18 protein-coding genes are annotated in these 22682 nt (G+C 38.7%); 10 read left to right on the forward strand and 8 right to left on the reverse strand.

Going from position 1 to position 22682, the window contains the following annotated elements; genetic code table 11:
• Positions 1 to 45 precede the first annotated feature (45 nt).
• The 4 genes from H5126_RS00490 to H5126_RS00505 all read left to right on the forward strand — a co-directional run bounded on the left by H5126_RS00490 (position 46) and on the right by H5126_RS00505 (position 5350).
• On the forward strand, positions 46 to 1569 hold the full coding sequence (locus H5126_RS00490; protein WP_024596277.1) for a CYTH and CHAD domain-containing protein: 1524 nt from the start codon (positions 46 to 48) through the stop codon (positions 1567 to 1569).
• On the forward strand, positions 1570 to 2235 hold the full coding sequence (locus H5126_RS00495; protein WP_154903669.1) for an START domain-containing protein: 666 nt from the start codon (positions 1570 to 1572) through the stop codon (positions 2233 to 2235). It begins immediately after the preceding gene.
• Positions 2236 to 2322: 87 nt separating this feature from the next.
• Entirely contained in the window at positions 2323 to 3132 is an 810-nt protein-coding gene (locus H5126_RS00500; RefSeq protein ID WP_182721288.1) for a phosphate/phosphite/phosphonate ABC transporter substrate-binding protein, read from the forward strand.
• On the forward strand, positions 3119 to 5350 hold the full coding sequence (locus H5126_RS00505; protein ID WP_182721287.1) for an ATP-binding protein: 2232 nt from the start codon (positions 3119 to 3121) through the stop codon (positions 5348 to 5350). The genes H5126_RS00500 and H5126_RS00505 overlap by 14 nt, the downstream gene beginning before the upstream one ends.
• Positions 5351 to 5389: 39 nt before the next feature.
• On the opposite strand, the gene H5126_RS00510 is transcribed toward H5126_RS00505, so the two are convergent.
• Positions 5390 to 6907, reverse strand: coding sequence for a S10 family peptidase (locus tag H5126_RS00510; protein WP_182721286.1), 1518 nt, complete (start codon positions 6905 to 6907; stop codon positions 5390 to 5392).
• 363 nt (positions 6908 to 7270) lie between these two features.
• Here H5126_RS00510 and H5126_RS00515 point away from each other — a divergent pair, with 363 nt between their 5' ends.
• The 4 genes from H5126_RS00515 (at position 7271) to mrcB (ending at position 12776) form a co-directional block, all read left to right on the forward strand.
• Positions 7271 to 8494 carry a diguanylate cyclase domain-containing protein gene (locus tag H5126_RS00515; RefSeq protein ID WP_002958922.1) on the forward strand — a complete coding sequence of 408 codons (1224 nt, stop codon included), beginning with the start codon at positions 7271 to 7273 and terminating at the stop codon, positions 8492 to 8494.
• Positions 8495 to 8705: 211 nt separating this feature from the next.
• Complete coding sequence (locus tag H5126_RS00520; RefSeq protein WP_004587162.1) at positions 8706 to 9044, forward strand: P-II family nitrogen regulator; 339 nt, start codon at positions 8706 to 8708, stop codon at positions 9042 to 9044.
• 9 nt (positions 9045 to 9053) lie between these two features.
• A complete protein-coding gene (locus H5126_RS00525; protein ID WP_024596272.1) occupies positions 9054 to 10283 on the forward strand; it encodes an ammonium transporter in 1230 nt (409 codons plus the stop codon).
• A gap of 150 nt (positions 10284 to 10433) precedes the next feature.
• A complete protein-coding gene (gene mrcB, locus H5126_RS00530) occupies positions 10434 to 12776 on the forward strand; it encodes a penicillin-binding protein 1B (protein WP_182721285.1) in 2343 nt (780 codons plus the stop codon).
• A 230-nt stretch (positions 12777 to 13006) separates the two neighbouring features.
• On the opposite strand, the gene H5126_RS00535 is transcribed toward mrcB, so the two are convergent.
• The 5 genes from H5126_RS00535 to H5126_RS00555 all read right to left on the reverse strand — a co-directional run bounded on the left by H5126_RS00535 (position 13007) and on the right by H5126_RS00555 (position 19604).
• Positions 13007 to 14848 carry a methyl-accepting chemotaxis protein gene (locus H5126_RS00535; RefSeq protein ID WP_182721284.1) on the reverse strand — a complete coding sequence of 614 codons (1842 nt, stop codon included), beginning with the start codon at positions 14846 to 14848 and terminating at the stop codon, positions 13007 to 13009.
• A 178-nt stretch (positions 14849 to 15026) separates the two neighbouring features.
• On the reverse strand, positions 15027 to 16307 hold the full coding sequence (hemL, locus tag H5126_RS00540) for a glutamate-1-semialdehyde 2,1-aminomutase (protein WP_024596268.1): 1281 nt from the start codon (positions 16305 to 16307) through the stop codon (positions 15027 to 15029).
• Between the two features lie 33 nt (positions 16308 to 16340).
• Positions 16341 to 17357, reverse strand: a complete 1017-nt coding sequence (locus tag H5126_RS00545; protein WP_002958914.1) for an aspartate carbamoyltransferase — start codon at positions 17355 to 17357, stop codon at positions 16341 to 16343.
• Positions 17358 to 17471: 114 nt separating this feature from the next.
• A complete protein-coding gene (locus H5126_RS00550; RefSeq protein ID WP_002958913.1) occupies positions 17472 to 17906 on the reverse strand; it encodes a CopD family protein in 435 nt (144 codons plus the stop codon).
• 15 nt (positions 17907 to 17921) lie between these two features.
• Positions 17922 to 19604 (reverse strand): chloride channel protein, encoded by a 1683-nt coding sequence (locus tag H5126_RS00555; protein ID WP_002958912.1) that lies wholly within the window; start codon positions 19602 to 19604, stop codon positions 17922 to 17924.
• A gap of 321 nt (positions 19605 to 19925) precedes the next feature.
• Between H5126_RS00555 and erpA the strand changes: the two genes are divergently transcribed.
• A complete protein-coding gene (erpA, locus tag H5126_RS00560) occupies positions 19926 to 20264 on the forward strand; it encodes an iron-sulfur cluster insertion protein ErpA (RefSeq protein WP_002958911.1) in 339 nt (112 codons plus the stop codon).
• Positions 20265 to 20313: 49 nt separating this feature from the next.
• On the opposite strand, the gene H5126_RS00565 is transcribed toward erpA, so the two are convergent.
• Entirely contained in the window at positions 20314 to 20502 is a 189-nt protein-coding gene (locus H5126_RS00565) for a hypothetical protein (protein WP_024596569.1), read from the reverse strand.
• Between the two features lie 446 nt (positions 20503 to 20948).
• Here H5126_RS00565 and H5126_RS00570 point away from each other — a divergent pair, with 446 nt between their 5' ends.
• Entirely contained in the window at positions 20949 to 21188 is a 240-nt protein-coding gene (locus H5126_RS00570) for a helix-turn-helix domain-containing protein (protein ID WP_002958908.1), read from the forward strand.
• Between the two features lie 70 nt (positions 21189 to 21258).
• Here H5126_RS00570 and H5126_RS00575 read toward each other — a convergent pair whose 3' ends face one another.
• Positions 21259 to 22638 (reverse strand): AmpG family muropeptide MFS transporter, encoded by a 1380-nt coding sequence (locus H5126_RS00575; protein WP_182712249.1) that lies wholly within the window; start codon positions 22636 to 22638, stop codon positions 21259 to 21261.
• Between the last annotated feature and the right edge of the window lie 44 nt (positions 22639 to 22682).

The raw sequence follows: 22682 nt of genomic DNA on the forward strand, positions 1-22682 counted from the left end.
TTTATTTTGAGCACTTATTTATTTTAAAGGTAATCCGCAAACCGAATGGATACTGAGATAGAACTGAAATTTTTGGTATCAGATGCCGTTATTCCACTGATCCCCTCGTTAATTACTCAATTTGCAAAAACGGTGAAGAATAAACCGTCTCGCAGCTTACAAAATGCATACTACGATACGCCAAGCAGAGAGCTTAGAGCGCTTGATATAGGCTTTCGAACGCGTTGTTCTGACAGCGAATGCGAGCAAACTATAAAGCTTGCAGGTGAAGTGGTAGGTGGTTTACACCAACGTCCAGAGTACAATTTACCAATTGAATCAAGCCGCCCTAATTTAATGGCGTTTGATGCTGATATTTGGCCTCATGGCATGCAAATAAGCGCCATCTCAAAAAACTTGTATCCAATATTTAGTACTAACTTCATTCGTCGTACTTGGTTAATTGAAACCGAAAGTGGCGCTAAAATTGAAGTCGTACTCGATAAAGGTGAAATTGCGGCTTCGGGTAAAATTGAAATTATTAGCGAGCTAGAAATTGAGCTAGTTGAGGGCAGTCGTAATGAGCTGTTTGCATTTGCAGATATACTAGTTAGCCAAAACTGCATACGCTTAGGTTTGTATTCTAAGGCCGCGCGTGGTTATCGACTTGCTGATGAAAAACCTTTAATGCCAAGCAAATCTATTGGTTTTGTACAATTACCAAAGTCGACTACTCAAGAGCGTGCTTTAGTTGAAGCCATGAACTTTGGCATTCGCTTTGTACAAAAGCACGAGCAATGCTATTTCGATAAGCCAAGTTTAAAAACACTTAAACGCGTAACTGACGGCATCAGTTTAATCCGCCATACTTTTTGGCTATACGACGATATAGTATCTAAAGAAAGTACAGAGCACTTACGTACCGAACTTAAATGGTTATTAAGTGAATTAGCGTGGGTAGAAAACGCGATTCAATTAAAAACGTACACGTCTAAACGCCATGCTTTTTATAAAAAAATTAATGCGGCGCCAGCACTTGCTCAAGTCATTGGAGACTTAAAAGAGTTACAGCCAAGCATTGACGATATAAATGCACTGTTTCACAGCGCACGTTATAATCGTTTATTACTATCGTTAACTACCTGGTTAATCGATAAGCAATGGCGTAAAGACTGGGGGCAAGCAGAGCTTCAAGCGGCTGAGCAAAATGTGTCGTCTATTGCCAATAGGCTTTTCAATAAAGACTGGAAAAACCTGCACGAGTTGCTTCCAAAGGAGCAAACACTCGATGTCGCTTCGTATTTAAACCTACGAACTCAGCTTGAAAATAGCCTACTGAGCGGTAACTGTTTAGGATCGTTATTTGATAAAGAAGAACGCCTAGAGTTTAGATTGCCTTGGCTTGATATTTCTCATGGTATTTATGAATTAAGTACGCTTGAGTATTTAAAGCAATTATGTGCAGGGCAAGAGGACGAACAGCTTGCTAAAATCCAGTCATGGCTTGAACAAAAGTCTGAATATTTGGTCAGTGCCATGGAGCAAAGTCGCCTTGCTTCACTTGACATAGAACCTTACTGGCAAAAATAAATGATGCGCTTTTGTAATAAAATTCAGTTGCAAAAGTGTTTATTCGTTATTTTTTTATTAGTTAGTTTTAACACTTACGCTGAGCCCATATGGCATTTGTATAAAAACAAAAATGGCGTAAGTGTGTATTATCAAAGCCACAGTGATAATACCTTTGAAGTAAAAGCGCAGATGAGCGTGAAAGGCGTATCCACCAATGAGTTTTTAGAATTACTTAGTGATACCGATGCCGCACCCCAATGGCTCGAAAATATATCTCAGGTAAAGGTTATTAAGCACATAAGCCCATCAGAAAATTTAGTGTACAGTTATTTTAATTCTCCTTGGCCTGTTAGAGATAGAGATAGCATTACTTATTCTTGTTATTCACAGCTGACTGCAAATAAAAGCCAATTGCTTATTAAGGCTCGCCCTAATAAGCAGCCCAAAAACAATGGCGTTATAAGAATTACTACTTTAAATGCACGCTGGCTGCTGAGTGAGGACAAAGGCCGCCTTGATATTGAGTACCAAGTATATGCTTTGCCTGATGGGGCAATACCTACTTGGCTAAGCAATAAGGTCGGATTGAAAAGTACTTACATCACATTTATGAACTTGCATCATATGCTCACAGATAAAAAATACACTCCAAAACTACCTGTAATCAAAGCAGGTCAATGCTAAATATCGAATATATAATAATTTAATGGTGTGTTGAGTAGTCTTTAACTACGCTTAAGCAATAATGACACGCTATTATTTGGAGAATTGATGAAGTATTTAGTGGCTATATTATGTTTGATACACAGCTCATTCTTATTAGCTCAAGAATATACCTTTGGTGTAGTGCCGCAATACGAGCCGCAAAAGCTAAATACTATTTGGCAACCTTTGTTAAAGCAAGTAAGTAAGCAAACAGGGGTAACAATAAAGCTAATTACAGTTGAGTCTATTCCTGTATTTGAAAAAGCCTTTGCTAATGGCGAGTACGACTTTGCATACATGAACCCATGGCATAGTGTTGTAGCATACGAAAAACAGGGGTATTTACCACTAATAAAAGATGCAGGGCGAAAGCTGCAAGGTATTTTGCTCGTAAACAAAGACAGTGATATTGATAATTTAAGCCAACTAAAGGGCGCTGAAATAGCATTCCCTGCACCTAACGCATTAGGTGCGTCATTATTAATGAGAGCTGATTTAGCATTGTTATACGGGCTAACAATAAAGCCTGTATATGTCCAAACTCATCCATCGGTATATTTAAATGTAGCACTGCACTCAACAATGGCGGGCGGTGGTGTAATGGGCACATTTAAACAACAACCAGAAAGCTTACAAAATAAACTCAAAATTCTTTATAAAACGCGTGAAATTAGTCGCCACCCAATTGTCGCCCACCCAAGGGTTGATGCTGCAATACAGTTAAAAGTGCAACAAGCTATTTTAGATATAGGGCAAAGCGCAGAGCATAAACATTTACTTGCAGGTATCCCAATTATTAAACCTAGTATTGCAACTTTAGCAGAGTATCAGCAGTTAACTCAGTGGGGCTTGCGCTCATTTTATGTTGAAAATTAGAGGGTTTCGTAGTTTAAGGGCGCAAAGCTTTATTGTTGTATTGCTTTGTGGCTTGCTTATGGCATGTCTTTTTATGTTTTACGCATTACCTGAACAAGCGCGTTGGGTAAACGATGGGCTTTCAAAGGCTGCTCAGCGTTCTTTAGCGCAGTTATCGACTTCTATAACGACTCCGTTGTTAACTAGGCAATATGCAGAGCTATATGAAGAGATAGACAGTCAACTTCAAACTCGCCCTAATTGGAAAAGTATTAAAATTGTTGATGTTGATTCAAAAAACCAATTGTATCCGCTTGATAATTGGGTTGGAGCAAATGAAAACGGCGACATGCTGTTATCTCAACAGGTGATATTTTTAGACAAACCGCTGGCTAATATTAGCTTGGTTGTTAATTTTACTAATGAAATTAACGAATCTTCAAAACTTCATTACACCTTAATATATATACAATTTATTATTTTAGTTATCGTTTTTATAGGTTTGGCTTGGCTGGTGGATTACAGGGTTACATCGCCGTTGAGGACGCTAAAACTTGGGTTTTCACGTTTAGCCAAAGGCGACTTTGATTGCCATATAGATAAACAACAACAAAATGAAGTGGGCAGTGTAATAAATGCATTTAATAATATGGTTGATGAGGTTGCGAATAACCATCAAAAATTAAATGCATTACGAATTCAAGCTGAGTCTGCAAGTAAAGCAAAGTCAGATTTTATGGCCAGTATGAGCCACGAATTAAGAACTCCATTAAATGCAATTTTAGGCTTAGCCCAGCTGTATGGATATGATGAGAGTGCAAATAAAGTACAAAAAGAAAACGCGAAAAGCATTTATCAAGCTGGAGAACATTTACTATTACTCATAGACGATGTGCTTGATTTAACAGCTATTGAGTCGGGTAATATGCAGTTTAGTTTTTCTTATGTGCCTATTAAAAGCATATTAGAAGAGTCAGTAGAGCTTGTCACTGAGCTTATTAAAGGGCAATCAATAACACTGCAAACTCACGGTTTTGAGTCCTTAGAAGGGTTGAGTATTTATATTGATCAGCGCCGCTTTAAACAAGTGATGCTTAACTTGCTTTCAAATGCGATTAAATACAACAAACCAAATGGCAGTATTAATATTAATTGTCGGGTGTTAAGTAATAAACAATGCGAAATAGATGTAATAGATACCGGATGTGGATTTTCTCCAGATGACATTTCTCGCCTATTTAAACCTTTTGACCGCTTAGGCGCTGAAACCAGTAAAGTAAATGGAACCGGTATTGGTTTAGTGATAACTAAGCAGCTGGTAGAGCGTATGCAAGGGTCTTTGAGCGCACAAAGCGAGCAGCACAAAGGTTCTTGTTTTACGCTAAACTTTAACAGTTTTGATCAAACTGACTTGCCAGCACAAGTGCAAGCCCCTCAAATAACACAGCAGAGCTTAAATGCGGTAACGCTTCCTACGCTTGAGGTTTTAGTGGCAGAAGATCAAGTTACAAATCAGCAAGTGTTAAAACAGCAATTAACTATGCTTGGAGTGTGCTCTACTTTTGTAAGTAACGGTGAGCAAGCTTGGGAGGCCATACAAAATAAACGCTTTGATATTTTACTAACCGACATTCAAATGCCCTTACTCGATGGGTTAGGGTTAGCCAAAAAAATACGCGAAAACACTCATTTTGATGAACTGATTATAATTGCAATTACGGCCAACATTACCAAAAACAACATAGATAATTGTTATACTTGTGGAATGAATGGCTTTTTAACAAAGCCTATTGAGCTTGTTAAATTAAAGTCGTTATTGATGGAGCATTCTCAAACTATGGTCAATACACGTTCAGAAAAATCAGATGGTGAAAGTATAGCTTCAGATAGTTTTGATCAATTAGATATTACGCTACTAAAAGCAATGCTTGGTGATGATCCTAGCGTACATTGCATGGTATTTAATGCGTTTTTACAAACAGCAGGGGAGCAAATTAAATTAGCTAACGCGTATGCTAAAAGTAAAAACTATGTTGATTTAGCTTTTCAGGCTCATGCATTAAAGTCGTCTTCAAAGTCTGTGGGGGCTATTGAGTTGGCAAATATATGCCAACAGATAGAAACACAGGCAGAGAGTGAAATAGTTAAAGGTGATTATATACAGCAGCTGGAAGAGTGCTTTAACGATGTAGTCACACAACTTAAAAGCTATTGTTTACGATATGAAAAACGCACATAAAAAATGGCTCTTAAAGAGCCATTTTTTGTTTTAGGTATATTAGTATTTAGCCGCTTGCCCTTTTTTGGGTAAAGCGTGCTGTATAAAGTCACGTAAATCGTTATTAGAGCTTTCTAAATCAGCGTGGCGAAGGTACATCATGTGTCCGCTTCTGTAGCCTTTAAAGCTCAAACGGTCTTTCATTTTACCGCTTGGGTCTAATTGCCATAACGTATATTTAGCGTCAAAGTAATTGGTTGCGCCATCAAAGTATCCTGATTGGATCATCACGTTTAAGTAAGGGTTTTGTGCCATTGCTAAACGTAGGTTTTCGCCTGTATTATTACCGGTTCTATCCCATGGGTGAACATTACCAAATAAATTATATTTTACATCCGTTTTATAGTTTAGCTCTTCACGCAAGTAGTGATTAATTGCAGGAGTGAAAGAGTGTAACCAAGAGGTAAGTTCAGCCCAGTAGTCTGGGGATTCACCCGCGTCTCTTTTATCCATTCCTAAATAACGAGAATCTAAGCGGCCTACAGTTTGACCACGTTCACGTAGTAGCTCTTTCCAGAAAAACTGAGTTGGAATATCTAAGTTATTTTGCTCAACAAACTTTTCTGATAAGCCTGCGTAGTGCGCCATTTTTGTAATTATGCGTCGCTTTTCATCAGCATTAATAAAGCCACCTTTAGCAAGCGCAGGGATTAACTCATTTACAGTAAACTCTTCAACTTCAGGTAATAACTCATCAAGATCTTTAGCTTGTAAATCGGCGTTAAGTGCTTTGTGATACCAAGCAGTCGCTGCAAAGTAAGGTAGGCGGTTAGCGGCTTTAATCGGGCCGTCGCGCTTAATACCAATGTCAGTAGGTGATACGAGAACAACACCGTTTATGTACATCCACTGACTGTTTTGAAGCTCATGAGCAAGACCTGACACACGTGTTGTACCGTAGCTTTCACCAATTAAAAATTTAGGCGAGCGCCAGCGCTGTGCTCTATTTACAAAAGTATTTAACCACTCAGCAAGGTATTTAATATCGGCATTAACACCAAAAAATAACTCTTTTTGTTTTGCTTTGGAAGGCAGTTCGCCTTTTTCGTTTTCAAGTACGCGAGAATAGCCAGTATTTACCGGGTTTACGTAAACAATATCGGCAATGTCAAGTACAGAATATGGGTTGTCTTTTACGCCATAAGGTTGAATTGGATAGCCTTCGTCATCAATTTTTAATACGCGAGGGCCAGTATAAGCAAGATGCATCCATACAGAAGCCGAACCCGGCCCGCCATTAAATGAAATAAGTAATGGGCGAGCTGTCCTGTCGTCAACTTTGTCACGTGTGTAGTAGGTGTATTGTAGTGTAGCAACCGCGTCGCCTTTATCATCCCATACAGGTTGTGTGCCTGTAGCTACGGTATAACTAAAACGCTGGCCATTAATTTTAGCCTTATGTTGGGTAACTACTTTGCTGTCTACACCAATACGACGTTGGTTATCGGCAAGCGTGCTTGTACTAATTATTAATGCAATAACGGTTATCGGTAAACTGATAATACGACTAAGCTTCATTAGGTGTCCTTATTATTGTTGATACATCATTAAAGATAAAAATGAGTTAAATAACAAAAGTATTGAGACTAGTGGCCGATAATACTGGTTAAGTAAGGTATTAATACATTGAAAGGCGCGTATTAATCGCTTTTATAGTTATTTTGGATTTACTTTCTTTATTTAGTTAATTGCAAAATTCAGGTATATTGCGGCCTACTTGTATTGATTTTTTATACAGGCTATCACCAAAAAATCTAACGGATTACGCTTTCAAGCACATAAGTGCACTCTACACCGGATGTTTATGACTAATGCTATTGCAGTAATTGCGTGGTATTTGTCGTTTTGTGGTAAAACTAATTAAAGGTAAAGAGAAGCTTTATGCAAAGAGTATTAGTGGTTGAAGACAGTAAAGTAGTGCAGCAGGTACTTCGCCACTTAACTGCACAATACCTTGATGTGGCAATCGATTTTGCTTGGTCTTTAGCTGAATGTGCCACTTACGTAGAAAAATACGACTACACGCTTGCGTTAGTTGATTTAACCTTGCCAGATGCTCCTCACGGTGAAGTCGCAAAATATACTTTATCTAAAAAGATTCCTACGGTTGTTTTAACCTCAAAAATAGATGAGTACAAGCGCCAACAAATGCTTGAATTAGGTGTCGTTGATTATGTTATTAAAGATAATCGCGACTCTTACCATTACGCCGTTAAACTCGTTGCGCAATTGCTAAGAAACCAAGGTTGTAAAGCATTAGTAGCAGATGATTCATTACTGAGCCGCTCGTTAATGAAGCAAATGCTTGAAAAGCAATTGTTTGATGTGACAGATGCCCACGATGGACAACAAGCACTCGAAATATTAAAAGCTAATCCTGATATAAAGCTACTTATGACCGACTACGCTATGCCTTCTATGGATGGCTTTGAACTTGTTAAAGCGGTACGTAACTTTAGAGGCCGAGACGACTTAGCAATTATTGGCTTGTCGGGCGCGGGGAAACATGGCCTATCAGCGCGATTTATTAAATATGGCGCCAATGACTTTTTAACAAAGCCATTTATGAATGAGGAGTTTCATTGTCGAGTACTTCAAACAATGGAGCAACTATCGTTAATTTCAGATATTAAAGAAAGCGCGCATAGGGATCATTTAACAGGGCTTCATAATCGACGCTATTTTTATCAATATGCAGAAAAGCTCCTTAAAAGTAAAAACCAGAAAAATACTCTCGCATTGTTAGATATCGATTTTTTCAAAAATATTAACGATACATTAGGCCATGAGGGTGGCGATCAGGCTTTAAAGCAGGTTGGTTCATTAATCCGCACTACGTTTTCAAAGTTTACAGTTGCACGGGTTGGTGGAGAAGAGTTTGCCATAATATTACCTGAGATAGAGCTTGAACGTGGTCGTGAATACTTTGAAGCATTTAGAAAAAAGCTGGCTAGTTACGATTTTTCTATCAGCGATAAATCAATTAAAATTACTACAAGTATAGGCTTGGCAGACTTTCAAGACACTAGCTTGACGCAGGCAATGCGTGTTGCTGACAAAGCATTATACGAAGCTAAAAACCAAGGAAGAAACTGCGTGGTATAGCTCTGTTATATAAAGCTAAGCATGCAATTAATATATTGCACGCACCAATGTAGATAACTTGTTAAATTAACGCACCTAATTGGTGCGTTTTTTTTGTTATTTAGTTTCTGTTTTTCACTAACTTATTGTTTTAAAAAATATAAAAATAGTGGCACAAAGGTTGGATTGTTTAACCCAACAGGATAACAATAAAGAGTCCGAGGGGGCCGCTATGAAAATGATTAGTGCAATCATAAAACCATTTAAATTAGACGACGTGCGTGAAGCACTCGCTGATTTAGGAATTGAGGGGATGACAGTAGTTGATGTTAAAGGTTTTGGACGTCAACGAGGTCATACTGAGTTATATCGTGGTGCAGAATACCAAGTAGATTTTATTCCTAAGATCAAACTTGAAATTGCAACTCGTACTGAAAATTGTCAACGCGTTGTTGAAGCAATTACTAAAATTGCATCAACAGGTAAAATCGGTGACGGGAAAATTTTCGTGTACGACTTAGATCAAATTGTTCGTATCCGTACTGGCGAACTTGACGAAGAAGCAATTTAAGGGGGTCTCATGGAAAATACAATAATAGAACTAAAGTTTTCACTCGATACCTTCTATTTTTTAATATCAGGTATATTAGTAATGTGGATGGCAGCAGGTTTTGCCATGTTAGAAGCGGGCTTAGTTCGCTCTAAAAACACAGCTGAAATTTTAACTAAAAATGTCGCGCTGTATTCAATTGCATGTACGATGTTTTTATTAGTTGGCTACAACATTATGTATGTAGACAATGCCGAAGGTGGTTTTATTCCTTCAATAGGCGCTTTAATTGGCACACAAGCTGCTGATGCTGACCATTCTTTAGAATCTGATTTTTTCTTCCAAGTAGTATTTGTTGCAACGGCTATGTCGATTGTATCGGGTGCAGTTGCTGAGCGTATGAAGCTATGGGCTTTCCTTGGCTTTGCTGTAGTACTAACTGGTTTTATTTACCCTATTGAAGGTTACTGGACATGGGGTGGTGGTTTCTTATCTGAAATGGGCTTTGTAGATTTTGCAGGTTCTGCAATTGTACATGGCGCAGGTGCAGCTGCTGCACTAGCGGGTGTACTAATCCTAGGTGCTCGTAAAGGAAAATATGGTAAAAACGGTGAAATATACCCAATTCCAGGTTCAAACTTACCACTTGCTACACTAGGTACATTTATTTTATGGATGGGTTGGTTTGGCTTTAACGGTGGTTCTCAATTACTACTTTCGGATAAAGAAAACGCAACTGCGGTAGGTCAAATATTACTTAATACTAATGCAGCTGCTGCAATGGGTGCTATTGCTGCACTGTTTGTATGTAAGATACTTTGGGGCAAATCAGATTTAACCATGGTATTAAACGGTGCATTAGCAGGTTTAGTTGTAATTACTGCTGACCCACTTTCACCTTCTCCATTAATGGCATGTTTACTAGGTTTACTTGGTGGCTCATTAGTTGTGTTTAGCATTATAGCACTTGATAAAGTTAAGATTGACGATCCAGTAGGTGCTATCTCTGTACACGGTGTGTGTGGTGCATTAGGTATTATGTTAGTACCGCTAACCAATGGTGATGCAAGCTTTGTTAATCAGTTAATTGGTTTAGTGTGTATTCTTGCCTTTGTATTTGTAGCATCATTTATTGTTTGGACTGTGCTTAACAAAACAATGGGTATACGAGTAACTGAAGAGGAAGAACTAAACGGTATGGATCAACACGATTGTGGTATTGAAGCCTACCCAGAGTTTGTTTCTGTTCGAAATAGCTAATAGTTTATTTAAATAATAGTGTGTTTACATAAAGCCCTACTTCGGTAGGGCTTTTTTTGTTTCAGGGGGGGTTAACTTTTCGGATGTTAGGATATGCCCAATATGCTAAGCTCACACTCGTGAATAACCCTTGGAATAAATTACACTTAAATGGCCGACAATAAAAAAACACCTACCAGCAAACCTGCAGCTAAACGTGCTAGTAAATCGTCAAGCACGACAAAAAAAAGCACATCAAAGGGCAGTAAAAAAACAGTGAATCCCACTGTTAAACGCTCTTTTATGAGAAAAACATGGTCAGTGTTTTGGAAATTCAGCTTGGCTGTTTTTATTGCAATGGCAATGTATTTCATTTATTTAGATTCAAAAACTACACGTATATTTGAAGGTAATAAATGGCAACTTCCAGCGCAAGTGTATGCTCGTTCTATGGAGTTCTATCCGGGGCAATTTTTATCAAGCCAAGAAGTTGTGTTTGAGTTAGAGCGTCTACATTATTCATCTGTTAATAGATTAAGCAGAACAGGGCAGTTTGTTAAAACAGCAGATAGCATCAAGATTTATCGCCGTGATTTTGAATTTTATGATGGCCTTGAAGAATCACATATTATTGAACTTCGTTTTGCAGGGCAAAAAGTTGCGACTATTAAAGATAAGTTCGGCAGGCGTTTAAACTCTGCTCGCCTAGAACCTGTGCAAATAGCGCGAATTGGCAACGACTCTAAACAAGATAGAGAATTTGTACCGCTAGATAAGTTCCCAGCCATGCTTAAAGATACGCTACTGGTAGTTGAAGACCGTGATTTTTATGATCACCATGGTGTGTCGGTGTTTTCTATTTTACGTGCGCTTTATTCAAATATTAAAGCGGGACGCACCGTTCAAGGTGGCAGTACGCTTACTCAGCAATTAGCTAAAAATATTTACCTCACGCGTGAGCGTTCTTTAGTACGAAAAATAAATGAGGCCTTTATTGCCCTTATTTTAGATTATCGCTATTCAAAAGATCAGATATTAGAAGCTTACTTAAATGAGGTATACCTAGGGCAGTCATACAACCAAGGTATCCATGGTATGGGGCTTGCTTCTGACTTTTACTTTTCAAAGCCTGTAGACGAGCTTGAGTACGATCAAATTGCTCTGCTGGTGGCAATGGTTAAAGGCCCATCTTATTACAACCCACGTCGTTATAAAGAGCGCACAATGGAGCGCAGGGACTTAGTGCTGCGTCTAATGGTCGAAAATAAGTTACTTAGCACAAAAGAGTACCGTGCATCGCTTAATCGCCCAATTGATATTGCGCCAATGAAAGCCAGTTTACAAAAATCATACCCAGGCTATTTAGAGCTAGTAAACAGAGAGTTAAATGAATTATTACCTGATCAGCAAACACTTGATGCAGGCGTAAGAGTATTTACTTATTTTGACTTGCAAAAGCAAACAGCAATGGAAGAGTCGGTTGAAAAGAGTTTACCGTACTTGGAAAATCGCCCTAGAACTGAAAAACTAGAAGCAGCCATGATCTCTGTTAATGTAGAAAAAGGCGGTGTTTCTGCACTTATTGCTGGTCGCGATGTTCGATATTCAGGATTTAACCGTGTTTTAGACACAAAACGTAATATAGGCTCGCTTGTAAAACCTGCCGTGTATTTAACCGCACTGCAATTGCCACATTATAATTTAGCTACTTTGCTTGATGACTCGCCAGTACAGGTCACAAATGAGCAAGGTAAAGTGTGGCAACCAGAAAATTTTGACCACCAATACCGTGGTGCAATTCCACTTTATAAAGCATTTAGTAACAGTATAAATATCCCAGCGGTTAATTTAGGCCTCGATGTAGGTGTTGATAAAGTAGTAAATACATTGAAAGGTTTAGGCGCAACAGGGGCGATAGACGAATACCCATCGCTGCTTTTAGGGGCTGTTGAAATGTCGAGTTTTGAAGTGGCTCAGCTTTATACAACAATTGCTGCAGATGGCGAATATAAAAAGCTCACTGCAATTTCGGCATTAACTGACTCTGTTGGTAAAGTACTTTATAAGCATAAAGTAAATGCAGAGCCTCGTTTTGATAAATCTGCAATGTATATGACCAAATACGCAATGAAACGCGTAACGAAAGATGGCACTGCTAAACGCTTAAATTTACACTTTCCGTCAATCCAGCTCGCTGGTAAAACAGGGACCAGCAACGATTTACGTGATAGTTGGTTTGCAGGCTTTGATCAAAATACAGTGACTGTTGCGTGGCTTGGTCGAGATGACAACAAAAGCACTGGTTTAACAGGTAGCGTAGGCGCATTAGAAGCATATATTCGTTACTTAAAACCACTTAACCCACAAGCAATAGCTGATACGCGTCCACCATCAATACGCTGGGCATTTGTAAATGAGCAAACGGGTAAGCAGGCACCACCAGGATGTGGCAAGGTGATTCAGCTACCGCTTAGGGCGAGTGAGTTCGAGCCTAGGCCGCAATGCATACGTTAATTTAAGATTACTTTAAACAACAAAGCCGCTTATTTAGCGGCTTTGTTGTAAGTTGTAGTTAACGTAATTATACCAATCCGTAATAATACTTAATCAATTTGAGGGGTTAAATCTGACGTTAACTACGTTAAAAATTTCTGATATAGAACAACTAAATAACGAAATTTTTGCCTTGTTATCGACACGATTTTCTTCCCTCAAAATAGATCACTTAATTAAGCGAATTGGTATTAAGATTTAAAAAACTGCATTGATTTGGTTAAATCATTAGATAAGCGACTTAATTGCTGTGCATCTTGTAGCGTTGATTGAGCCGATGTTAGCGTTTGATCTGCTAAATTACTCACTTCTTGCGAATCATTTAATGCTTGTGTTGTTGCATTTGATTGCTGTTTAACACGCTCTGCAATTACTTCACCTTGATGTTTAATATCGCCCATACTTTGCTCTGCACTTTGCAATACTTCATTGGTTTGATTGGCTGCTTTTACTGATTGCTCCATTTTTTCAACACTTGAGCGCATTTTTTGCTGAGTGTCGTCAGATGCTTGTTGTAAAGAGCTAATAATTTGATGTATTTCTTGGGTTTGTGTTTGTGTACGCTGAGCAAGTGTTCTTACCTCATCAGCTACAACGGCAAATCCACGGCCATGCTCGCCGGCTCGCGCGGCTTCAATAGCGGCATTAAGTGCAAGCAAGTTTGTTTGATCGGCTATTTCACTGATCCCTTTACTTACTTTACTAATTTCTTGGCTATCTTGTGCTAGTTTATCGAGTGCTTGTTGGCTCTCTGCAAATTCAATTTGTAGATCTTGCATATATTTAGCAAGCTCCATTGTATTGTCTGAACCTTGTTTTACATGTGCAGCAGCATCTTGCGCGGTAAGCGTTGCTTGATGGGCTGACTCTTCAACTGCAAGTGCGTTTTGAGCCATTTCGCTTAGTGCATTATAAATGGCATTTACTCGAGTTTGCTGTTTTGAAACATCATTGCTTGTTTGGCTACTCGCATGCGATAGCGATTTAGTTGCGCCGCATAGCTCTTCTGTACTTGCTTTAACATCAAATAATAAGTGTGAAAATGCATTAAGTAATGCGTTGTAGCGCGATGCAATAATACCCATTTCATCATTGGTGCTTGAATCAATCGTTGCATTTAAGTCGCCATTCGCGGCTCTATTCGCCGCATCAGCAAAGCGATTAATGGTATCAACAACCGCAAAATAAAAACCAATCATTAAATAAAATGCAAATAACAAACTAATCAATGAAGCAGCTAAAACAAGATTTCGTGTCCACTGTTGAGTTTGTAGTTTTGCCTCTATAAGGCTCTCAAGTGTTGGAATGCTCTTACTAACAAGTTGATTAATACTACTGTGAACGTTGTTTGTTAGCTTATTGAACTCTGCTTGAGTTAATAGAATATCGTCTGGCTCAAGTAGTTTTTCATCTATCGCTTTTTTAAATGCACCCACAGCACCGTGTAAATTAGTTAAAGGAGGCATGAGCGCTTTATTTACTGATTTATCTGCATTGGTGGCTACATTGAGTATTTTATCTAGTTGTTTTTCGTACAAAGGAAGTGATTTACTAAAATTTGAAAGCGCTATAAAGGTATCGGGCGTAAAACGATTACTTGCCAAAACAGTGTTTGCGCTTTGCGCTGTTGAGTTTATTTGCATTATAAGTGCAGGAATCGGCGTGACTAAAGAGCGGTTTACATAAGCACTGGCTAACTGGCTATCTAATGCTAGGTTTGACTGAATAGAAACAAATTCGAGTACTTCATTGGCTTGTGTGTCTTTTATGTCAAAGCCGAGTGAGCGAGCTATTTTTATATTTTGATTCGTATCTCCCTGCATTTGATTTGAAAGTATAGCTCTGTAGCCTTTTAAGCCTTGCTGCTGCATTTTTGAAACAACGATACTTTCACTTAATAACGAGACTAAAAAAAACAAACTAAGTGATAGAGGAACGAGTAAAATTCCAAACATTAAGCTGATTTTAGTTTTGTATTTTAAATTTGCCATTAGCTGGATAGCGGGAAAAGAAAATTGGCGTAATCCTGACATAAGGCTCTCTTGTATTTTTTGTAATAGAGTAAAGGTGAATAGACCTTGTTATGCTTAATTATCATTCATTTATAGTACTTTACAAATAAAAAAAGCCCTTTCGGGCTTTTTTCAATCTTTAGTCTTAATTACATACTGTAAAAACAAGCGCTTATAAAATATAAAAAGTAATTTTAACTTAAAGTTTAGCAAACGAGCGTTCTGCTGCCGCTATTGTGTCTTTTACTTCTTGTTCAGTATGCGCAGCACATACAAAACCAGCCTCAAATGCTGATGGAGCAAGGTACACGCCTTCTTCAAGCATAAGGTGGAAAAAACGTTTGAAGCGCTCTAGGTCACACTCAGTTGCTTGCTTGTATGTCGTTACTTTTTCAGCATCAGTAAAAAAGAATCCATACATGCCGCCCGCATAGTTAGTTGTTAGCGCAACACCGGCTTTTTTAGCACCAGCTTCAAAGCCTTCACAAATTGCTTTTGAAATAGCTTCTAACTTATCGTGAAGGCCAGGCTCACTTAATAGCTCAAGTGATTTTAAACCTGCAGCCATTGCAATAGGGTTACCAGAAAGAGTACCAGCTTGGTAAACTGGTCCTACAGGCGCAATGTAATCCATTATTTCAGTTTTACCACCAAACGCGCCAACTGGCATGCCGCCGCCAATTACTTTACCTAAACACGTAAGATCTGGTTTAATGTTGTAATAAGCTTGTGCACCGCCAAGTGCAACACGAAAGCCTGTCATTACTTCATCAAAAATAAGTACTGATTTATATTCGTCACACACATCACGCAAACCTTCTAAAAAGCCAGGCACTGGTGGAATACAGTTCATGTTACCGGCTACTGGCTCTACAATAATACAGGCAATTTCATCTGCGTATTTTGCAAAAATAGCTTTTACTTCATCTAGGTTATTAAACGAAACTGTAAGTGTATGCTTAGCAAAGTCTTCAGGAATACCTGGAGAATTAGGTACACCCATTGTTAGTGCACCAGAGCCTGCCTTAACTAATAACGAGTCAGCGTGACCGTGGTAACAACCTTCAAATTTTAATATTTTATCGCGACCGGTAAAGCCACGTGCTAAACGAATTGCACTCATTGTCGCTTCAGTGCCTGAGCTAACCATGCGTACTTTTTCGATTGATGGAACTAGCTCTTTTACTTTTTCAGCCATTAATATTTCGGCTTCAGTTGGTGCGCCATAGCTAAGGCCATTTTCTACAGCTTCGTGTACAGCTTGTTTAATTGCAGGGTGATTATGGCCCATGATCATAGGCCCCCAAGAGCCAACATAATCAATGTAACGATTACCGTCGGCATCAAATGTAAACGCGCCTTCTGCTTTTGTAATGAATAGTGGCGTACCGCCTACACCATTAAAAGCACGAACTGGTGAGTTTACGCCACCAGGAATAGAAGCTTGGGCGCGTTCAAATAAGTCTTGGCTAATTGTCATGAAAAATCCTATAAATTGTCACTTAAAAGGGGGTTAGCTGTCGCGTTTGCGGCTAAACCAAGGTACGTCTACTTCATACTTATCGACTTTGTTTTCTACGCCGAGTGTTAAAGCAAACAGTGCCATACGAATTAATACGCCGTTTTGTACCTGGCGAAATATTGCTAAATTGTCGTTACTGTTTAAGTCGTTATCAAGCTCGTTGGCTTCTAAGCGACTGTCACGTGGAAGAGGATGCATTAATACAGAGTTAGGCTTACAGTGAGCGCTGTAAATAGATTGGCTAATCCTAAAGCCGCCACGGTATTTATTTGCTTCTTCTTGCGATGGAAAACGCTCTTCTTGAATACGTGTTTGGTAAACAATATCGGCTGCTAAATTGCCTTCCATCTTATTTACTAGCTCAATTTTATGGCCAGCATTTTCTACTGCATCTAAAATGCTTGTTGGCATTTGTAAGCCATCAGGCGCGACCATCGAAAACTTTACGTTTTTATAATGGCACAATAGTTTAGATAAAGAATGCACTGTGCGGCCATACTTTAAATCGCCCACAAGCGCTATATGCATACCATCAATATTTTGACCAAAACGATGTAATTCGCGCTCAATGGTTAATAAGTCAAGCAATGCTTGAGTAGGGTGCTCATTTGGGCCGTCGCCGCCATTAATAACCGGCACAGTACAGCCATCAGCAAATTCACTTACTGAGCCTGCATCAGGATGGCGCATGGCAACAGCGTCAGCATAAGCTGAAATAACGCGGGCGGTATCGTAAAGAGACTCACCCTTAGCAAGGGCTGAACTTTGCATACCTGTAGTTTCACGTACACCACCGCCAAGTAAGTTAAAGGCGGTGCCAAAGCTAACTCGTGTACGAGTGCTTGGTTCAAAAAACAAATTAGCTAAAATAGCGCCTTCTAGCACCGTAGTTTGCTTTTGCTTTTTAGCATAAGGCTCCATTTTTTTTGCTACTGCAAAAATACGTTCAATGCAGTCTCTGTCTAGCTGATTTACAGACAGTATATGCTCACCTTGGAAACTTAACATGGGGTTATTCCTAATCAATCAAATGGGCGCGATAATCCATAAATGGAGCACGCAATCGCGCGTGTTAAAGCAAGTATTGTAAATTGCAGCGAAGTTTAACATGCGCCGCAAAGCTTATAAATTAGGTTTTATTACCGCAAGGGCCACTATGATGAGCAACGCAATAACTGGGAGCTCATTAAAAATACGGTAAAAGCGGTCTGTCTTAGTGTTGCGGTCATGCTTAAAGTCATTTAATAACTTAAAACAGTAGCCGTGGTATATATATAATATGATCACCAGTACTAGTTTATAGTGCAGCCACATACTGTATCTAAACCAATCACGACCATATTCAACAATGGTCAATACACCAAATACAGCGGTTAATACAGCAAATGGGGTAACGAAATAAAGTAGTCTGCGCTCCATAACTTTTAACATAGAGTTGCATGATCTTTCCTCGCTCATAGCGTGATATACAAATAATCGAGGCAAGTAAAAAATACCGGCAAACCACGCAATCATAAAAAATATGTGGAGTGTTTTATAAATCAATAATGCGCTCATAATAGTCCTTATTGTTTAAAGTAAGCTGTTACGAATGGTTAAAATATGATGAATTTGATCCCAGCGTAATAGCCCCATAATTTGTTGATTATCTAAAAGGTTATAAACGTAAAGCGCGCCACTTCTTTTATCTTTTAGGATATCGAAAGCATCGGCTAGGGTGGCCTGACTACTGATGCCCTGCAAGCTAATATAATTTATATTTATTGTTTCATTAGACATTAGCGTTAAATCGTATTCAGCGAGACGATAGCCATTTTCTTCGTCAAAAACAATTAACGGAGTTTGGCTATCCATGGCATCTAATGTGCTTTTTATTTGCACTTTGTCGTCTGAATAAAGCAATTTAAAGTCTTCATCCATATCATCCATTATCCCCACTTTTTGTAATGCTTCGGTAGCGGGAGATACATGGTACGGTAATCCCTGAAAATCTAGTTGCTGCAAAAATATGGAGCGATTTCCAAAAAACTGTAATGCTGTTACATAGGCCGTGGTGATCACAAGCATAGCTGGAACAATTATTTCAGGTGACGATGTAAGCTCCATGACCGTTGTTAAAGCAGCTAGTGGTGCATGCAATGTGGCGGCCATTAATCCGGCCATACCTAAAACTCCATAAGTACCCGCTATATCAGTGCCAGGACTAATAAACTGAGCAAAAAAAGCCATTAATGTACCAATTAATACGCCAAGTCCAATTACCGGACCAATTAAACCGCCCGGAATACCCAAACCGATAGCAAACAATGTAGCAAGTAGTTTAGCGATTAAAATAGTTGTGAGTAGCTTTACGTCATCAGGAGATTCAACCGCGATAGTTATTGCGCTCATACCAGAGCCCATAGCATGAGGCACTGCGTAAGCTATTAAGCTGGCAATGCACCCTGCAATTAATAAACGAGGGAACATACTTAAAGGTTTAAATGTTTTAATAATTAGCATTAAGTTTTGATTAAAGCTAAATGCAATTGCACCCAGCGCCATGCCGCATAATATTAAATAAGGGTAATGCCAACCACTCAATGGCGCTATGGTAATGAGCGCAAGCTCTGAGCCTTCACCAAAAACAAACTGTGTGGCCAGTGCGCCAGTAACAGCGGCAAGCATGATAGGTACAAATATATGTACTTTATATTCACGAAGTACCACTTCCATTACAAAAATAACGGCTGCAAGTGGAGTATTAAACGACGCGGCTATACCTGCCGCTACTCCACAACCACTTAGAGTACGCATGGCATTATGCGGTAAATGCAGCTTATCTGCCAAAATACTCGCCCCCGTTGCGCCCATATGCACGGAAGGCCCTTCTCGGCCAACTGAAAAACCGCTAATGAGAGCAAGTGCGCCACCAACAAATTGATTAACCGTATTGTATAAAGGCATTTGCCCGTAGTGACGTTTAATTCTGTGTATAACAAAGGGGATACCCAAGCGGTAATGTTTAAACCCAGTAAAGGCAGCAAACGTGGCTATTAGTAATGCAGCAACTAAAGGCATTAGTACACGTTCAAGTGTTGGTAGGGTAGTAAAGTCGTCAGGTGTTTCTAAAAATAAGCTTTGGAAAAACAGAATGGTTAAGCGAAATAAAATAATAAAAAATGCAGCAATTAATCCGGCAACTACGCCTAATAAGCATAATTGTACAGATGTTTTAGGTTTTGCCAGCCGACGCCTGAGTTGCTCAAGCCACATGCATAATTCCTCGCTGTATTTTTCAGCAGCATTTTAGCAAAAGAGTTTAGCTAAGTCCTTGTGATTTTGAAATTTTCGTAACTTATATTAACAATTTGCAGTGAAGATTAAGACCTATTGCCTATAACTAAAATATTTAATGAGTTTATAGCGTATAAAGGTCGCTTTTAGTTTGCTTAAGTATTATTTTAGCTAGTTAATGTTTGGCCACTTTTTTACTAATTTATAGATATAACTTAGAGGAAAGAGTTGTTTTACTATACTTGATTAAAACACTCGGGTATTAGATAATCACGCCATTGCGATATTGAGGGTTTTAAAATGTCTGAAGAATTACCAATTAAGTTCAGCGATGCGGCTGCTGTTCGTGTTAAACAGTTAATCGACGAAGAAGAAAACCCAGACTTAAAACTGCGTGTTTATGTAACAGGCGGTGGTTGTTCTGGTTTTCAATATGGTTTTACTTTTGATGAAAAAGCGAATCCTGGCGATTTAGAAATTGTAAAAAATGGTGTAACACTCGTTATTGATCCAATGAGCATTCAATATTTGGTTGATGGTGAGGTTGATTACACTGAAGGATTAGAAGGCGCACGCTTTTTTGTATCTAATCCAAATGCAACAACAACCTGTGGTTGTGGTGCAAGCTTTAGCGTTTAACAGCCAAACGCTAAATAGAATAAAGCCGCTTTTGCGGCTTTTTTAATGCCTATAAATCAGTTGGTGCGTATTCGGTAATTTGCATTATCAATACAAAAAAGCCGAGTACAAAGGCTGAAAACGCTAAAATATACATAAAGCCTTTTTTACCTTGTTTAATTGGTACGCCGTTGTGGCGCAAAAAAAAGTACCAACCTAAACACAACACGATAGGTAATAAAAAAAGAAGTCTGAACATTACTTGGCCTTTTTAGTGCAAATTATTGCTTAATAATAAACGTGTAACATTAAAAAGGAACAAATATGTTATAAATATTTTTAAGCTGTTTTATGAAGGTAATATTATTTTTTTAATATTTTCTGATAACTTAGGTCAAATATTCAGTGTTTATAAATGTTCGTTCAGGTTGATTTTGTACCGAGTATGTAATTAATTATTTAACCAAAGTGTTAATAGTATATAATGTATCCAAGAATGAGACGGGCAAAATTTCATTCTCAATAAAAACAAATCTTTACCATATTATTAGCGTAGTTTTTAGCTGTGTTGGTGGAGTGGGTAGCAACACATGCTTTATTAAGCAATAGCTTGCTATTGAAAGTATGACTGCTTACCTGCCTACGGCTATTGATGGAAACTACTGCTTTAATGGGTACGTCAAATCATCTAGTAGGAGATGTAAAATGATGGGCAAAACAGTTTCTTCTGAAGAAAATGCAAAGCTAACAAAGTGGCTTAAAACTAAGCGCCATGAAAAGGGTCATACAATGCGAAGCCTAGCACAAGTGCTTGGAACGCCTCATTCATTTATCGGCAAGATTGAAAATCAAGAACGCCGTTTAGATGTCATTGAGTTTGTTCGCTATTGTACAGCTCTAGAAGTTGATCCACATGAAGCACTTAGCTTGCTAAAAGTAGATTAACTCAATAATTGCTTAGTACACTTTAAGGGGCACTTGATAGTGCTAAGCAATATGTTAATGCAGGGATGCATTAAATGTTTTTGTGGTAATTCTTCTCAAGCTCATACAACTTATACCTAATCAGATATAAAAATATCAACGAAGGTAAAACCATTAAGGCTGTTAAAATAAAGAACAGCGACCAATTTCCCATTAACCAATCATCAATTACTACACCACTGTAGCTTGAAAGCAATGTTCGTCCTAAATTCCCTAATGACGCCAGTAATGCATAGTGCGTTGCACTAAATGCTCTATCGCATAACATCGATATAAAGGCCACCATAGCGACCAACGACCACGCTTGCGTAAAGCCATCAATAACAATAGCAAAGGCATACAGCCTTAGGTCAGGGCCAACTAAAGCAATCCACGAGAAGGCTAAGTTTGAAGCAGCCATTGCAATACCACTTACAAATAAACCCTTAACAATGCCATATTTTTGATTAAATAAACTGCCAACAAAGGTAAATATGATTGTAAGTACCGCTGTACCTACCTTCGAAAATGTAGCTATATCGCTATTACTAAAACCAATTTCTTTATAAAACACAATCGACATGCGCCCTAAAAACGCTTCGCCTATTTTAAATAAGAAAATAAACGCAAGTAATGCTAGTGCTGTTTTAACGCCATTTTTAGTAAAAAAAGCTCTAAAGGGATCAATAACGGTTACCGCAAGCCACGCAACAGTTTTTGTTAAAGGAGTTTGTTTTGTAGAGGACAGTTTTTCAAGGTACACACGCTCAAGTTCAGCATGTACTGCTTCGCGGTTAGTTTCGGGCTCTTTTGCAAACAGTGCTCCACTCATTAACAGCAGCATTACGGCAGCTAAAAAGTAATAAATTTGTGGCCAGTCGAGCGAGGGTATATCGGCCATGTAAAATGGAATGGCGCCTAAAAGTGCATAACCTGTCCACCAACCCGAAGTTGCCATTGCGGCTGCAGCGGTTGCTTTGTGTGATTCGCTTTCGCTTAGGGTGTCTATTCTAAAGGCATCAATAGCAATGTCTTGAGTAGCTGAAGCAATGGCGATTAATAAACAAATCGCAGCAACAATTGCCAAATTAGCTTTTAAATCAAGCCCTGCTAATAGCAAGGTGCCAATAAAAATAAAACTTTGGCAAAATAGTATCCAACTGCGACGTTGGCCTAGCCATTTATATAAAATAGGAAGTTTTGTACGGTCAATGAGTGGCGACCACAAAAAGTTTATGCTGTAAGCGCCAAATACAATGCCAAATAGGCCTATCATACTGCGACTTAGCCCTTCATCTTTTAGCCAAGCAGACATAACAGAGCCAATTAAAACCCACGGAAAACCGCTACTCATACCAAATATGAAAATGTGGATTAAGCGTTTGTCTTTAAAGTAAGAAAAATATTCGCTAATAGAGAGAGATTTGCTCATAGGGCCTTCATTGGCTTTGATGCAGAGCAGCTAAGCTGCTCTTA

Source organism: Pseudoalteromonas sp. SG45-3 (genome assembly GCF_014164075.1).
Classification (GTDB): domain Bacteria; phylum Pseudomonadota; class Gammaproteobacteria; order Enterobacterales; family Alteromonadaceae; genus Pseudoalteromonas; species Pseudoalteromonas distincta.

Excerpts from the sequence above, each read along its gene's own strand:
- erpA (WP_002958911.1), top strand. The coding sequence starts at position 19,926 with ATGTCTGAAGAATTACCAATTAAGTTCAGCGATGCGGCTGCTGTTCGT.
- H5126_RS00550 (WP_002958913.1), bottom strand. The coding sequence starts at position 17,906 with ATGAGCGCATTATTGATTTATAAAACACTCCACATATTTTTTATGATT.
- H5126_RS00495 (WP_154903669.1), top strand. The coding sequence starts at position 1,570 with ATGATGCGCTTTTGTAATAAAATTCAGTTGCAAAAGTGTTTATTCGTT.
- H5126_RS00525 (WP_024596272.1), top strand. The coding sequence starts at position 9,054 with ATGGAAAATACAATAATAGAACTAAAGTTTTCACTCGATACCTTCTAT.
- H5126_RS00500 (WP_182721288.1), top strand. The coding sequence starts at position 2,323 with ATGAAGTATTTAGTGGCTATATTATGTTTGATACACAGCTCATTCTTA.
- hemL (WP_024596268.1), bottom strand. The coding sequence starts at position 16,307 with ATGACAATTAGCCAAGACTTATTTGAACGCGCCCAAGCTTCTATTCCT.
- H5126_RS00535 (WP_182721284.1), bottom strand. The coding sequence starts at position 14,848 with ATGTCAGGATTACGCCAATTTTCTTTTCCCGCTATCCAGCTAATGGCA.
- H5126_RS00575 (WP_182712249.1), bottom strand. The coding sequence starts at position 22,638 with ATGAGCAAATCTCTCTCTATTAGCGAATATTTTTCTTACTTTAAAGAC.
- H5126_RS00510 (WP_182721286.1), bottom strand. The coding sequence starts at position 6,907 with ATGAAGCTTAGTCGTATTATCAGTTTACCGATAACCGTTATTGCATTA.
- H5126_RS00545 (WP_002958914.1), bottom strand. The coding sequence starts at position 17,357 with ATGTTAAGTTTCCAAGGTGAGCATATACTGTCTGTAAATCAGCTAGAC.
- H5126_RS00520 (WP_004587162.1), top strand. The coding sequence starts at position 8,706 with ATGAAAATGATTAGTGCAATCATAAAACCATTTAAATTAGACGACGTG.
- H5126_RS00565 (WP_024596569.1), bottom strand. The coding sequence starts at position 20,502 with ATGTTCAGACTTCTTTTTTTATTACCTATCGTGTTGTGTTTAGGTTGG.
- mrcB (WP_182721285.1), top strand. The coding sequence starts at position 10,434 with ATGGCCGACAATAAAAAAACACCTACCAGCAAACCTGCAGCTAAACGT.
- H5126_RS00570 (WP_002958908.1), top strand. The coding sequence starts at position 20,949 with ATGATGGGCAAAACAGTTTCTTCTGAAGAAAATGCAAAGCTAACAAAG.
- H5126_RS00490 (WP_024596277.1), top strand. The coding sequence starts at position 46 with ATGGATACTGAGATAGAACTGAAATTTTTGGTATCAGATGCCGTTATT.
- H5126_RS00505 (WP_182721287.1), top strand. The coding sequence starts at position 3,119 with ATGTTGAAAATTAGAGGGTTTCGTAGTTTAAGGGCGCAAAGCTTTATT.
- H5126_RS00555 (WP_002958912.1), bottom strand. The coding sequence starts at position 19,604 with ATGTGGCTTGAGCAACTCAGGCGTCGGCTGGCAAAACCTAAAACATCT.
- H5126_RS00515 (WP_002958922.1), top strand. The coding sequence starts at position 7,271 with ATGCAAAGAGTATTAGTGGTTGAAGACAGTAAAGTAGTGCAGCAGGTA.